The 12,730-nt window shown below is 64.8% G+C and carries 14 protein-coding genes; 5 read left to right on the plus strand and 9 right to left on the minus strand.

The window, feature by feature from the left end:
• Positions 1–12 precede the first annotated feature (12 nt).
• The 7 genes from WDA27_08005 to WDA27_08035 are packed head-to-tail and all read right to left on the minus strand — an operon-like array spanning position 13 to position 7,459.
• Positions 13–1,452 (minus strand): hypothetical protein, encoded by a 1,440-nt coding sequence (locus tag WDA27_08005; GenBank protein MFA5890879.1) that lies wholly within the window; start codon positions 1,450–1,452, stop codon positions 13–15.
• Positions 1,449–2,384: an ABC transporter ATP-binding protein gene (locus WDA27_08010; GenBank protein MFA5890880.1), complete on the minus strand. Its 936-nt coding sequence runs from the start codon at positions 2,382–2,384 to the stop codon at positions 1,449–1,451. Before WDA27_08010 ends, WDA27_08005 begins: the two co-directional genes overlap by 4 nt.
• Positions 2,356–3,147, minus strand: coding sequence for an ABC transporter ATP-binding protein (locus WDA27_08015; GenBank protein ID MFA5890881.1), 792 nt, complete (start codon positions 3,145–3,147; stop codon positions 2,356–2,358). Before WDA27_08015 ends, WDA27_08010 begins: the two co-directional genes overlap by 29 nt.
• Positions 3,147–4,178 carry a branched-chain amino acid ABC transporter permease gene (locus WDA27_08020; protein MFA5890882.1) on the minus strand — a complete coding sequence of 344 codons (1,032 nt, stop codon included), beginning with the start codon at positions 4,176–4,178 and terminating at the stop codon, positions 3,147–3,149. Before WDA27_08020 ends, WDA27_08015 begins: the two co-directional genes overlap by 1 nt.
• Before the next feature lie 3 nt (positions 4,179–4,181).
• On the minus strand, positions 4,182–5,144 hold the full coding sequence (locus tag WDA27_08025; protein ID MFA5890883.1) for a branched-chain amino acid ABC transporter permease: 963 nt from the start codon (positions 5,142–5,144) through the stop codon (positions 4,182–4,184).
• 42 nt (positions 5,145–5,186) lie between these two features.
• Positions 5,187–6,578 (minus strand): ABC transporter substrate-binding protein, encoded by a 1,392-nt coding sequence (locus WDA27_08030; GenBank protein ID MFA5890884.1) that lies wholly within the window; start codon positions 6,576–6,578, stop codon positions 5,187–5,189.
• Positions 6,575–7,459 carry an IclR family transcriptional regulator gene (locus WDA27_08035; GenBank protein MFA5890885.1) on the minus strand — a complete coding sequence of 295 codons (885 nt, stop codon included), beginning with the start codon at positions 7,457–7,459 and terminating at the stop codon, positions 6,575–6,577. Before WDA27_08035 ends, WDA27_08030 begins: the two co-directional genes overlap by 4 nt.
• 294 nt (positions 7,460–7,753) lie before the next feature.
• Between WDA27_08035 and WDA27_08040 the strand changes: the two genes are divergently transcribed.
• Together WDA27_08040 and WDA27_08045 are read left to right on the plus strand one after the other, a co-directional pair.
• Positions 7,754–8,779, plus strand: coding sequence for a sigma-70 family RNA polymerase sigma factor (locus WDA27_08040; GenBank protein MFA5890886.1), 1,026 nt, complete (start codon positions 7,754–7,756; stop codon positions 8,777–8,779).
• A gap of 2 nt (positions 8,780–8,781) precedes the next feature.
• Entirely contained in the window at positions 8,782–8,922 is a 141-nt protein-coding gene (locus WDA27_08045; GenBank protein MFA5890887.1) for a hypothetical protein, read from the plus strand.
• A gap of 38 nt (positions 8,923–8,960) precedes the next feature.
• Here WDA27_08045 and WDA27_08050 read toward each other — a convergent pair whose 3' ends face one another.
• Together WDA27_08050 and WDA27_08055 are read right to left on the minus strand one after the other, a co-directional pair.
• Entirely contained in the window at positions 8,961–9,275 is a 315-nt protein-coding gene (locus tag WDA27_08050) for a hypothetical protein (GenBank protein MFA5890888.1), read from the minus strand.
• Between the two features lie 65 nt (positions 9,276–9,340).
• The gene (locus WDA27_08055) at positions 9,341–9,679 is read right to left on the minus strand and encodes a hypothetical protein (protein ID MFA5890889.1); all 339 of its coding nucleotides are present in this window, start codon (positions 9,677–9,679) and stop codon (positions 9,341–9,343) included.
• A 172-nt stretch (positions 9,680–9,851) separates the two neighbouring features.
• Between WDA27_08055 and WDA27_08060 the strand changes: the two genes are divergently transcribed.
• The 3 genes from WDA27_08060 to WDA27_08070 all read left to right on the plus strand — a co-directional run bounded on the left by WDA27_08060 (position 9,852) and on the right by WDA27_08070 (position 12,730).
• The gene (locus tag WDA27_08060; GenBank protein ID MFA5890890.1) at positions 9,852–11,087 is read left to right on the plus strand and encodes an RsmD family RNA methyltransferase; all 1,236 of its coding nucleotides are present in this window, start codon (positions 9,852–9,854) and stop codon (positions 11,085–11,087) included.
• Between the two features lie 45 nt (positions 11,088–11,132).
• Positions 11,133–11,999, plus strand: a complete 867-nt coding sequence (locus WDA27_08065; GenBank protein ID MFA5890891.1) for a rhomboid family intramembrane serine protease — start codon at positions 11,133–11,135, stop codon at positions 11,997–11,999.
• A 269-nt stretch (positions 12,000–12,268) separates the two neighbouring features.
• Positions 12,269–12,730, plus strand: a complete 462-nt coding sequence (locus WDA27_08070; GenBank protein MFA5890892.1) for a hypothetical protein — start codon at positions 12,269–12,271, stop codon at positions 12,728–12,730.

The following is a 12,730-nucleotide window of genomic DNA, read 5'->3' on the forward strand; positions in this document are numbered from 1 at the left end:
AGCTGTCGCCGGTCACCGGCCGTCTCCGGGAGGTTCAGCGCCGCGTCGCAAACGTCGCAGCCTAACGGCCTCAAAGACGGTGGCGACGATGCTGAGTTGCCACACGCCGAACAAAGCGACCAGGCCCCCGCCCCTACGTGGAGATGACGCTCCCAGTGCGCGTGAGTCTAGCGATGGGGTGTCGGCAGGCGGCGGTTGGACCGCGGTCCCCGGTGTTGTGACGATTCCCCCGTACTGGAATCCCGGGCTGATGTCGGAGTCGTCATCATCGGCCGAGGCGTTGGGCGCGCGCGCGATGGCGGCGCGACTGCCGTAGACGTCGGCCTCGGCTTTTCCAATCACTACAGCGAATCCGAGACCGGGCAGGCCGGAGTTCGACGGGACGGGGGATTCCCATCCAATCCCGATCCCGAGCACCAACGCGCTTCCTGATGCCCCTTCGTTCGTCTGGTCGGATCCCAGCGTCCGAATTCGCCATCCCGAGTCCGACAGTGCTTGGTTGATCTGAGTATTGAGATCTGCGAGGTCCTCGGGGCCGAATGGGGAGTCATTGTCTGCGATCTTGATGCCGTCGGCAGTAATGCGGACCGGGAATCCCCCCACGCTTGCGTCCGCGATTTCCAGATATGGTTCCGAAGATGCGGCAACCCCGTCGGTCACGACGCGCGCGACGGCCTTCACTGAGCGGATTCGCACGACGCCACCGCCCAGTGCGACACCGTCGGCGACGGCTTCGGTCTCCACGAGAACCCGGCCGTGTTGCTCGCGCACTTGGGACTGTGTTGTGAGCTTGGCGACCTTGAGTGTCTCGCCTGGGTTGGAGACGGCGACGGACGGGAGTCCGCGCGCGGCTCGAATCTGATTGAGCGCTCTTGAAAGCGATCTGAAGCTTGACTGGAGTTGGACGCCGGGGCCAGACCGTGAGGCTCCGGTGTCGGGTGTCGGGTTGGATGGGGGCGGCGACGTCAGCCCGAACACCGACGAAGCGGCTTGAGCGAGCGTCTCACTCGTTCTTGAGGTAGCGGTTGCCGCCTCGATGCGGAATTGCCCCGTGGGGTCGGTCTCGTCCACGACGGTGGCTTTGGCTTCTTGCGCCGACCCGGGGTACCTCGACGAGGCGTATTGCGGCTGAGTTTTACCGCCCTGGGACGCGAGGAACTGCACAAGCTGGCCGGTGTCGAGGTACGTGCCGGTGGCCGCAGCGGACGGCGCTGAGTCAAGGCTGGCCGTCGAATACGGGATTCCGAAGTTGACCACCGGAATGTCGGAGAAGGCGTCCGATGCTGTGTGGATCGAAATGGAACTTGACAAGGCAGTTCCGCCGAAGTAGCCGAGGGGAGTCGGTGGTGACGCGCGGAGAGGGTCCGGTCCGGCGACGGCGAGGAACAGGACCAGGATCCCCGAACTCATGAAGCACAGTCGTCGTCGCGTCACGCGGCTGCTTCGTCTCATCGTCCTCTCCTTGCCCGGCGCACCTTCGTGTCGGCGTCCGGCTCGCGCGCCAGCGCGCCCGCAAGAGCGACGGTGACGTAGTCGTCGATTGTCGTGTTTGCCTTCGCCGCAGCGCGGGACACATTGCGCCACAATCCTCCGGGCACCTCGAGTCGCACGCTCTGGCGCACGGGGTGCGCCTCGGTCTCTTTGCCTTGCGGACCGGAGTGGTGGCCGAGGTAGAAGTCCTCGACGAACTCACCCTGCGAGCGCAGGTCCTGCGCCGAACCCGAGACGACTACCATGCCCTTCTCTAGAACGTACGCCTTGGATGCGACTGCCAGCGCGTCGCCAACGAATTGCTCGACCAGCAGCACGCCGGTGCCGTTGCGAGCGACCTGTGCAACGTGGGCGAACAGCGTTTTGACGATCGCCGGCGCCAGCCCAAACGAAAGCTCGTCGACCAGCAGCAGGCGAGGTTCGCTCAACAGGGCGCGCGCCAGCCCCAGCATCTGCTGCTCGCCTCCGGACATCGTCCCAGCACGCTGGGAGAGCCGTGGTTCTAGCTGTGGAAAGACCGACAGGACGCGCGCAATCTTCTCCGGGGTCTGCTTCTTGGGGATTCCTGCCCCGAACGCCCCGATTTCGAGGTTCTCCATGACCGACAGCGTTGCGAAGATGCCGCGTCCCTCGGGGAGGTGTGCGATACCCAAGGACGCGATCCGCTCGGGCTTTAAGCCAACCAGTGGGATCCCGTCAAAGGTGATCGTTCCCACGTGCGGCCGGATGATTCCGGAGATCGCCTTCAGCGTTGTGGTCTTCCCGGCGCCGTTCGCGCCAAGAAGGCAGACGACTTCGCCTTTGTTGACGTGGAGGTTGAGGTTGTTTACCGCTCCGACGACTCCGTACGAAACGCAAATGCGTTCAAGCGCGAGCAACGTCAACGGACTCACCTCCTCCGGAGCCCAAGTAGGCGCCGACAACGTTCGGATTGCCGCGTACTTCCGAGGGTGTACCCTCGGCCATCATCTCTCCGAAGTTCAACACGTAGATGAAATCGCAGAGGTCCATCACCAGTCGCATGTCGTGCTCGACGATGAGGATGGTTATGCCCAGGGTCGCCCGAATGCGCAGAAGATCCTTGCCGAAGTCCTGGGTTTCCCGCGTGTCCATGCCCGACGCAGGTTCGTCGAGCAAAAGCAGTGCAGGTTCCCCGGCGAGTGCGCGCGCAAGCTCGACTCTGCGCTGCGTTCCGAGCGGCAAGTCCCCCGCGAAGGCGGTGGCAACCTCGGAGAGCCCCGTCAGGTGCAGGATCGCGCGAACCTTTTCTTCGGAACGCTTGGCTTGGATGCGGGCCCAGGGGGTCGACAGCGTGGAAGCCAGTGCGCCGGCCGTTTCGCGAGCATGTCGCGAAACCATGACGTTATCTTGAACCGCGAGTCCGCGGAAGATCTCGACACTCTGGAATGTGCGTCCGATGCCGAGTATTGCTCGACGCTCGGGTGCGAGAGATGTGACGTCGCGATCTAAGAAGCGGATGACGCCGGAGTCGGGCGGCCTCAATCCGGAGACGACGTTGAACAGCGTCGTCTTGCCGGCGCCGTTGGGGCCGATGAGACCCGTGATCTCGCCTGCATTCACGTCGAAGGACACGTCGTGCAGGGCCTGAATACCTCCGAACCGCACAGACACGCCGGTGACTGAGAGTATGGACATCAGCCGGGGTCTCCTTCGCTTTGCACTTGAGTCTCGGGGGCTGCCTCCATCCATCCCTTCACGCGCGCCGCGAGCCTGCGGGACGACTTGGCGGTCATCGGGATCGCGCCTTCGGGAGCCATGATGGTCTGAATGATGAGAGTGAGGCCTGAGGTGAACTGCGTGAGCTGATCCAGCAGTTTGACCTGTTGCAGGATCTGAGGCATGTCAATGATGGTGAATGCGGCCATGATCGATCCTGAGACGGTGGCGGATCCCATGATGCTGAGCATCGCCAGCATGACAATCGAGTGTAGCCAGTCATACGGGGCGGCAGTGTACGAGCCGATCAGTCCGACGTATAGGGCTCCCGCGACGGCGGCGAAGCCGGCTGATGCTGCGAATCCCAGAAGCTTGTATCGAGTAAGCGAGGCCCCGCTGGCGGCCGCCCCCTTCTCGCTTTCCCGAATCGCCGTGAACATGCGTCCGAGCTTCCCTCGTCGTATCGACAGTACGAGCCACAGGGCGGCGAGGAAGACCGCAAGCGTTACTTGGTAGAAGGCTCGGTCGCTCGAGAGCGAGAACGGACCAAGGGTCGGCCGTGGAATGGTCCTGCTCCCGACGGTTCCGGACAGAAGCGTCGAGGGAAGCACGAGCTGATCGAAGGTCTGCGCTATCGCCAGCGTGACAATCGCCAGTGCTAGACCTCTGATACGCAGAGCCGGTAGTCCCAGCACAAGTCCCGCCGCATACCCGGTGATGACGGAGGCAATTGCGGCGGACCAGTAGTTCCATCCGTACGCCTGCACGAGCGTGGCCGTCACTGCGGCGCCGAGTCCCATCAACTCGGCGTGCATAAGGGAAGGCTGGCCAAGCAGCCCCGCCACGATAACGAGTCCGAACAGCGCGATCCCGAACACGAGTGTCTGCGAGAGCAGGAACACGTGGAAGTCCGTCATTGCCACGGGGAGGAAGACGGCAAGCGGCACCGCGACCACCACGGCTGCAGTTGCTGTCTGCTTCCTTCGCGTCGGCATTGCCTCGGTCGCCATGGGTCAAGTGTCCAGTACTTCCGCGAGACGAGACCGGCGCCAGAGCATCGCCACAAGGACGATTCCCAACGTGATGAGGCTCTTGGCGCCCGATGTCCGCACCCAGATCACGACGTCGCTCTGAAGGACTCCCAAAAGCACTGCCGCGGCGAACGTCGCAGGCAGGCTCACGAGTCCGCCGGCGAGCGCCGCAGCAAACGCCGAGACGACGAGTAGCGTGAGTTGGATCGTGTCGAGTGTGATCATCGGGGATAGCAGCACGCCGGCGATGGCCGCCAAGATGCTCCCCAGGGCCCATGCGGCGGAGTTGACCAAGTCCACGCGCACCCCCAGGATGCGCGCGGCTTGGACGTTGTCGGCCACCGCGCGCATTGCGAGTCCCAGACGCGTAACCCGAAAGAACAGCGCGAGGAGCACGGTGAGTCCCGACGCAAGGCCGAGTGTCATCAATTGGAGGTAACTGACACGCACGCCGGGGAGCTGAACGGTCGCTTCAGGCACGATCTGAATCGGCGCGTGGTAGGCGCTCGCTCCCCAGATGAAACCGGCCAAACTGGTGAGCAGTAGCAGCCATCCGAGCGTCACGACAACTTTCGTAAGCGGCGGCCGACCTTCGAGCGGCCGGATGGTAAAGCGTTCGATGAATGCGCCGAGCAATCCCGCGAACACGACGGCCGCCAGGACTGCCAGCCAGATCGGCAGCCCCCACACGATTCCAACCTGGTAGGCGATAAAGGTCGAGAACATACCGATAGCGCCGTGAGCGAAGTTCAGCACGCGGGACGTCTTGTAGATCAGCACGATGCCCATGGCAGGAAGGGCGTACATGGTCCCCAGCACTATGCCTGCGATGGTGAGGGGAAGTAGCTGGCTCAGCGTGGACACGGTCGGCTCTCCCCTGAGCGCAGGCCCGTCACGCGCGCACATCCCCGCGCGGCGCTGGTCGGTCCTGGGGTCCGACCTCATCGAGCATCATCACTCGCGCCCTTCTGGTTGCGGTCGGCGGGCTCATTGGTAGGGGCGCGAAGGAGCTGCGCGCGCGCTCTTGGCGGTGTAGTTCCAACACTGCCATTGGGGTTTGTGCAAGACCCATCGATCGTTTGACCACCGTAACACCTCGATGCATCGGAAGGCGTCGTGATCGTTCGCGGTGAACGTGACCGGCGGCGTAAGGTCGGTGACGAAGTCGTCGAGTGTGTTCAGGCCTGCGATGAGCTTCGCTCGCGTCGGATCGGGGCCGGCCCTTCGCAATCCCTCGATGAAAAGCTCCCCACCACTCCACGGGAGTTCCATGAGCGGGTTGATCGGTGTGCCCGGGTAGTAGCGCCGCAGTGCGCCCAGGAATCGCTCGGCTCCGGGGTGGCCGGGATGCGCCAGCGGCCAAAGATGAGACTCGAAATCGATCGTTCCTTCGGGGGGGATGATGCCGGCGGCCAGATGCTCGGCGTTGGCTGTCGGAGCGTTGATGGTGACGAGCTTCGGCTCCCACGCTTGCCTCTTCAACGCCTGGAACAAACGGCCGAGACTCATTGGGTCCAGGACTGCCAGAATCGAATCGGCACCGGAGGCTCGCCACTGAACGACGTAGGAACTGTAGTCGGGGGTTGCGGCGCTCACCTCGTCGGTGCGGATTGCGCGGAACCCGCACTTCTCTTCGAGCCCTTTTTGCATCGTGTCGATCCACGCCCCGGCGTGGGGGATGTCTACGATAACCATCACGATCTTCTTCGCTCCGGTTGCGCACACCGTTGGAGCGATGCCGGGGCCCATCCGCGACTGATTGAAGTTGTTGGGAAAGACGGTCTTCGGCCCGAAGTCCTGCGGAATGCCCCCGCCGACTACCGGCACTCCCTGCTGGATGAAATAGGGCAGTGCCTGCGCCTCTGACGCCGGCGCGAGCCACCCGGCGATCGCGAAGACCTTGTCCTGTTGGACTAGTCGCTTCGCGCACTGGACTCCCCGGGTCGCGTCGTAACCGTCGTCGCAGACCGCCAGAGTGATCTTGCGGCCGTGTACACCCCCGGATTCGTTCACTGTTTGAATGAGCGCGCGCAACGCGTTCTCCGCGGGCCGACCGTCGAACGGGCCCGTCTCGGTGAAGATCGAGCCGATCTTGATGCTCTCGCCGGTCACGCCTCGGCGCTCGTCCGGCAGGGACGTCGTGCCGCCAGCGCGGTTGTCCGAAATCGAGGGGCCGGCGGCATTCGGGTTTGCGATGCCGTCCCCGGTGCCGGACTGGGGTCCGGCACCGGGGACGGCCGTGGTCGGGCTTTCGCCGGATGCGGCCGGTGCGGATGTCCGACCCAGGTCATAGATCAACGCGACGGTCAAGACCAGGCTCATGGCTGCGGAGTACGCCATGAATTGGCTGAGTCGCTTCTCGTGCACGTTCGTCGTCACTCTGCCGCCCCCTGAATGAAATCGTCTGCCGTGAACCCTTGTCTTGCGGAGACCTCGAGGGCTGCCGTTCTCACGGCGCGCCCCAGAAGAGCCATCCGGCTACGGGGTATACGCTGAGTCGTGCCGGAGATGCCGAGCATCCCGGTCACGCGTCCGGTGGCATCGAACAGCGGTGCCGCCACGCAGCGGATCCCCTGGTAATACTCCCCATCGTCGCAGGCGAACCCCGCTTCGCGGACGCCGACCAAATGACGGCACAGATCCTCTACGTCGACGATGGTGCGCGCGGTGTATCGCGCGAGAGGGGGAGAGATGAGCGCAGCGCGCTCGGTTTCGGAGAGAAAAGCCAGGCTGGCTTTACCGATGGCTGTGCAGTGCAGCGGATCCCGCTGTCCGACCTCCGGCTTGACGCCGAAGGGACCGGGGTTCTCGATATAGTCGATCGTCACAACGGCATTGCCTGCAGGCACAGCGAGGCGAACCGCCTCACCGATCGCTTGTGCCAGCTCGGCCATCACGGGCCTGGCGCGGACACGAATGTCGAGCGAGCCCAGGACCTGCCCGGAGAGCGCCGCGAGCCTGGTTCCTGCCAGGTACTTGCGAGATTCGGAGTCGCGTTGGGCGTATCCAATCTCTGCCAGGATCACTAGCAGTCGGGAGACGACGCTCTTGTCCTGCCGAACTGAGCGAGCCAATTCGGTGACCGAGATCGGCGAGCCGCCGGATAGCCGCTCGAGCAACGAAAGGCCGATTCGCAGCGTCGAGGCGCGTCTGGTGACGCCCGTACCTAGGATGTCTCCGCGAGCCCGCGGAGAGGCGTCGCATGATGGCGACGTTGAATCCTGTATGCCCGACTTGTTCGTTGCCGTGCGTTCTCTCATGGGCCCCAGCTGTCGACGGGGTGCTGCCAACACGTCGTGTTCGACGATGAGATCATTGCCTCTATAGCAACGGGGATTCCATATTGTCAATATTCGACATGATTTGGTGTGGATGGTTTCGCTGTGCCGTTTGTTGTTCTTTGCGGATTCTCATCGCTTGAGGTCGGGGCTTTGGGACGCGCGTATCGGCGAGGGGATCGGGTCGTTTAGATTTGTGCCGGTTCGGCTGCGGCAGGATCCGGCGGTCGGGCGACGAATTCTGACGTTAGGGTAGTTCCGCCTCAGGGAGGCGCTTTGGCTCTACGACGTTCTCAACTGGCTGCCGCGCTCGACGAGGAGTATCCCTCGACGTTCTTGCGCTTGCAGCGTATGTTCCGCTCGCGAGGAATCCCCGCCGAAGAGGCGGCCGACATGGCCCAAGAAACGGCCACGCGCCTGCTGGTACACCTCGACCGGCGTGGCGACGATGCGCCGGAGCCCGGTCCGCTGATTCATCGCATCGCTACGAACTTGATGATCGATCGCGCGCGTTCGCATGCGCGTCGAGTCGTTTCTCTGGACTTTGAGGCCGGAGACGAACCGGCCGCGCCCGATGATCCACACGAGGAGGTCTCGCGCCGGCACCGTGACGACGTGCTGTGGCGAGCCATCGACAAGCTGTCCGACAAGCAGCGGTCGGTGATTGCGATGTCGCTTGACGGGATGAATCCCGCCGAGATCGCAGGGGCGCTCGGAATCGAGAGGAATGCCGTGGATGCGTTGTTGCATCGTGGGCGTCGCAGCCTTGCCGGTCGACTCCGCAGTGTTCGCGAGGGACTGCTGGCGTTTCCTGCTATCGCAGCAGCCAAATGGCGTTTGGCGATGCGTCGAGGTGTCTCGGCTGAGGGTGCTCAGTTGGTCGCAGCCTCGCCTGCGGCAGTCAACTTCGTCTCGGCCGCACTCGCACTTGCCCTGACCGCAGGGGCGTTCGGGTCGGAAGTTGTCGTCCCGGCGGTCGCGGTCGCGAGGCTGCGACCGAACGCAGTCCCGGCCTTGCATGTGCCGGCGAGCGCTCCGGCAGCGATCGCAGATCCCGCCCGGGTGGCGCCGCGCATTCTGAGGCCGCGCGCGCGGGTCGCCGTGAACCCGCGGGATCACAGTGCGAATGTAGGCGCCGATGTCTACGATCCGATCACCGGCGAGACCGAACCCGTTGAACTTCAGATATGGCAGACCCGCGATGACGCCGAACGCGGCTACATCGGCCCGACGCTGGATTCGGCCACCGACTCTGCGTGTTCGGTTGCCGCTCCCACCTGTGCATCCCCGGAAGGAAACTGACAATGAAGATACGAGTGATGCTTCTCGCGCTGGCTGCGATGGTCGTTATGTTGGCGGGTACCGGTGCCCGCGCCGATGCACTGTGTGCGCGCGCGCTTCTTCCGACCGGCTCCGCCGCCACCGCGTGTGTGGCACTGCCGTAGCGGCAGAACCCATCCAGGTACAGGGATAGCGTTTCCGGTCAGATCGGAAGCGCTGGGATTGCGCTTGGGATTGCTGTGGGCAAGTTGTTCGCATCCGGAGTCAGCCGGATGTCGGCGGACCAGCACAGCGTGCGCGGTGCGATCTGCAATCCGATCCGGTTGTTTGCTTCCTGCCAGAAGGCCTGTGAGTCCGTGTCGATGTACACGTCACCCTGTCCGCCGTCGACGGAACTGACGGGAATCGTCGCATCCGCGTTGTCCGGAGGATTCGAGCACGGCTCACCGGCGCGCGCGCCCATCGGTCCGAGCGCGCCAACGGTGAGTGCGAAGAGAACTGCAATAAGCGCTTTCACGGTGGTCCTTTCACGAAAGGCGAACGAGGGCCTCGAGAGGCCCTCGTTCGTCTCCCTCGTGCGGCTTAGACGGGCAGGCCCGGGATCGGTAGCGTGCCCGGGTCCGGGATCGGCAGCGCGCCCGGGTCCGGGGCAGCGGCCAGGTTCGCGTCGGCGTTCCAGCAGAACGTGGTGCCGACGCTCTTGGCTTCGGTCTGCAGACCGGCCTCGCCGTTGGTCTCCTGATAGAGCCCCGGGGCGTCGGTGACGTAGATGTCTCCTTGTCCGGCCGGGACCGTGCTGACGGGGATCGCCGCCGCAGACGCGTCGCCGGGGTCGCCGCAAACGGTGGGCGCCGCAGACGCCGAGATCGGCCCCAGGCTGATCGCGGCGAGCGCGAGGGCCATGATTGCAAACTTCTTCATGTGTGTTCCTCCTTGGGAGACGGGCTCTGGTAGTGCGTTGTCCCCGCGCATATAGATACGGACGGCCATCGCTGTTCTTACTGAACCGGCCGGGGAAAAAACGGCCATACCTTCCCACGGAGATATCGCACGCGATCCGCCGCGTGATCTCGCGTGCGGGTAGGTTGGGCCGGTGAAGCCTGGAACGGTTGTCTTGGAGATCGAGCAGATCGTGGCCGGGGGGTATGGTCTGGCGCGCGCCCCCGAGGGCACGGTGCTGGTGCGCGGTGCGTTGCCCGGCGAGCTGGTCACCGCGCGCCCGACGCGCTCGGCCGGCGTCCTGCGCGCGCACGTGGTGGAGATCCTTCGGCCGAACCCGGCGCGCGTGGATTTCGCGCTGCCGCCGGGAGCCGATCTGCCGATGAAGTACGAGGCGCAACTGCCGGTGAAGGAAGGCTTGGTGCGTGCGGCGCTGTCGCGCATCGCGAAGTTGGACTGCGAGGTCGAGCCGATCCATCCATCGCCCCGTGAACTTGGGTATCGCACGGCCGCGCAGTACGTGGTCACATCCGAGGGGACGCTCGGCGCGCGCGCGCGCGATTCGGACCGCATCGTGCCGCTCACCGAAGACGCGCTCGTGGCCGATCCGATTGCGCGCGCGTTTTCGGTGTGCGCCGCCCGTTCGTTGCACGGGATCTCCGAGATCGCGTTTCGGGCCAGCCTGCGCGAGGAGAGGGTGCTCGTCGGTGTAGTGAGCGAGCGGGTCCAACTCGCCGAGCGCGTGGCCCTCGCACTGACGGATTCAGGTGCTGCAGGAGTTGTGTGGGCTGCTCCGGACGCGCGCGGGCGCTTTCGCGGCCGTGTGCGCGTACTCGCCGGCGCCGACCGCCTGCGAGAGGATTTCGGGGGTGTGCCGGCGACCGTTGCGGTTCAGAGTTTCGCGCAGGTGAACCCTCTAGCCGCCGGAGCGATGTATCTCGAGGCCGCGGAACTCGCGGGTGCGGGGCGGCGCGCGCTCGACCTTTACGCGGGGTCCGGTGTTCTCGGGTTGCACTTGGCGAGAGCGTTCGAGGAAGTCGTTGCCGTCGAGATCTCGCCGGATGCCGTGCGTCTCGGCGAGGCCGACGCACGCCGGATCGGCGCGGGCAACGTCGTCTTCCGGCGTGGCGACGCGCGCATCGGCGCGCGCCACTTTCCGGTCGACGCGGTCGTTCTCGATCCGCCGCGGGCCGGTCTCGCCGCGGAGGTGCTTGCGCTTGTTGTCGAGCACGCGCCGCCGAGAATTGTGTACGCATCTTGCGATCCCTCGACGTGGGCGCGCGACGTTGGGTATTTGGCGCGCGCGGGTTATCGCTTGCGTTTCGTGCGTCCTTACGACTTCTATCCGTTCACGCATCACGTCGAGGTGCTCTCTTTGCTGGAGCGATGAGCGGCTCCGGCGGGCGTGCCGGTGCGCTATTAGACTTGGCGCCCGATGCCTGAGCAACCGTGTGCCTTCCATCCGACGCGTACGACCGGCGTGACTTGCACGCGCTGCGAGCGTCCGATCTGCCCTGAGGACATGCTCCCGGCGCCCGTCGGGTTTCTGTGCCCGGTGTGCTCGGGGAAGATGCGCGAAGGAGCGCTCGGTCACGCCGGCTACCGGGTGCGCGCGCGCGCCGAGCGCTGGCCGTTGCTTCGGATGCTCACCGGTGCGGAGGCGACGTCGGTCATCATCGGCGCCAACGTGCTGGTCTTTGTGCTGATGGTCTTGACCGGCGCGCCGACTTCGCCGCAAACGCTCTACGATTTCGGCGCGCTTCCGGGTCTCTTGCCGGCCTCGCAGTGGTGGCGGCTCCTGACTGCGACATTCGTTCACATCGGGCTGCTGCACATCGTGTTCAACATGTTCGCGCTCACGATCTTCGGTGGGGCGATCGAGCACCGGTACGGGAAGGCCCGGTTCATCGCCCTGTACCTGGGCAGCGGAGTGCTCGGATCGGCATCGTCGCTCGCCTTCTCCAACGCGACGCTGAGCGCCGGAGCCTCGGGAGCGATTTACGGGATATTCGGCGCATGGCTCGCTCTGGCGATACGACACCGGTCGTCGCCGGCCATGGGCGGGCAGATTCGCAGTTGGGTGTTTCTCATCGGGATCAACCTGATGTTCAGCCGGGCAACGCCGGGAATCGACATGTGGGCGCACGTGGGCGGACTGGTGGGCGGGTTCGTGATCGGGATTTCGATGGAGCTGGCGACGCACGTCAAGGGGCGCGCGCGGCTGCCGCTTTCAGCCGCCGGATTCGTGGCGGTTGCCGTGGCGGCCTACGTGCTCGCGTCGGCGAACTTCGTGCGCGCGTAGGCGTCCGGGCCGTTTGCCGAGGCCTTTGTAGTCCATCTGAATCACCGGCAGGTGGGGTGGCTGTGCACTTGCCGTCTTACGGCCTTGGTCGTACTTTGAACTATTCCTCACGTTCTGCCGTTTTCGGCGGAACCGGGTCGAGAGCCACGGCTGCGCGTCGCCCGGACCGCCGGGGTGCGTTCACCGAGTCTTCTCGTCGAGCCGGTTCTTCCGGGGCGCACCGCGACACAACAATGAGGCTGGAGCCGAACGAAGGAACGGGTGAGCAGATGACGACGATTCTCGTTGAGGACAAAGAGCAGGCGAACCTGCTGTCGCTGATCCTCGAGACCGTGCTTGTTGAGGCACAAAAACTCGGAAGACGGTTGCCTTCAAAGGGCCGCATCGGAGTTAAGGCCGGTTCGATGGCCACGACGCTGGCGTTCTCGTCGAACGAGACGCGGATCATCTCGGGCGCGCGCCCACCGGTGCAAGCCAAGTTGTCGGCCCCGCTGTCGGTGTTGGCAGTGCTGGGGCGCGGCAAGTTTGCGACCGCGCTTCGCGGAGGCAAGGTCCGCTTCTCCGGGAACCTGTTGCTCCTGGGGCGCCTCGCGTTGGTTTTGCGTCCCGCAGGCATGGAAATGCCTCTCGGGCCTTCGTGTCCGGTGCGCGCGCGCGCTCTCAGGTGGTTGCGCCCGATCCTGAGCGCCTACAACAAAGTTCGCTACCGCAAGATCCGGGAGGTCAAGTAG

Source organism: Actinomycetota bacterium (assembly GCA_041658565.1).
Lineage (GTDB): Bacteria > Actinomycetota > AC-67 > AC-67 > AC-67 > JBAZZY01.

Bases quoted from the DNA above. Each gene is read 5' to 3' on its own strand.
- WDA27_08045 (MFA5890887.1), top strand. From the start codon at position 8,782: ATGAAGATACGAGTGATGCTTCTCGCGCTGGCTGCGATGGTCGTTATG.
- WDA27_08005 (MFA5890879.1), bottom strand. From the start codon at position 1,452: ATGAGACGAAGCAGCCGCGTGACGCGACGACGACTGTGCTTCATGAGT.
- WDA27_08065 (MFA5890891.1), top strand. From the start codon at position 11,133: ATGCCTGAGCAACCGTGTGCCTTCCATCCGACGCGTACGACCGGCGTG.
- WDA27_08055 (MFA5890889.1), bottom strand. From the start codon at position 9,679: ATGAAGAAGTTTGCAATCATGGCCCTCGCGCTCGCCGCGATCAGCCTG.
- WDA27_08070 (MFA5890892.1), top strand. From the start codon at position 12,269: ATGACGACGATTCTCGTTGAGGACAAAGAGCAGGCGAACCTGCTGTCG.
- WDA27_08015 (MFA5890881.1), bottom strand. From the start codon at position 3,147: ATGTCCATACTCTCAGTCACCGGCGTGTCTGTGCGGTTCGGAGGTATT.
- WDA27_08025 (MFA5890883.1), bottom strand. From the start codon at position 5,144: ATGAGGTCGGACCCCAGGACCGACCAGCGCCGCGCGGGGATGTGCGCG.
- WDA27_08020 (MFA5890882.1), bottom strand. From the start codon at position 4,178: ATGGCGACCGAGGCAATGCCGACGCGAAGGAAGCAGACAGCAACTGCA.
- WDA27_08035 (MFA5890885.1), bottom strand. From the start codon at position 7,459: ATGAGAGAACGCACGGCAACGAACAAGTCGGGCATACAGGATTCAACG.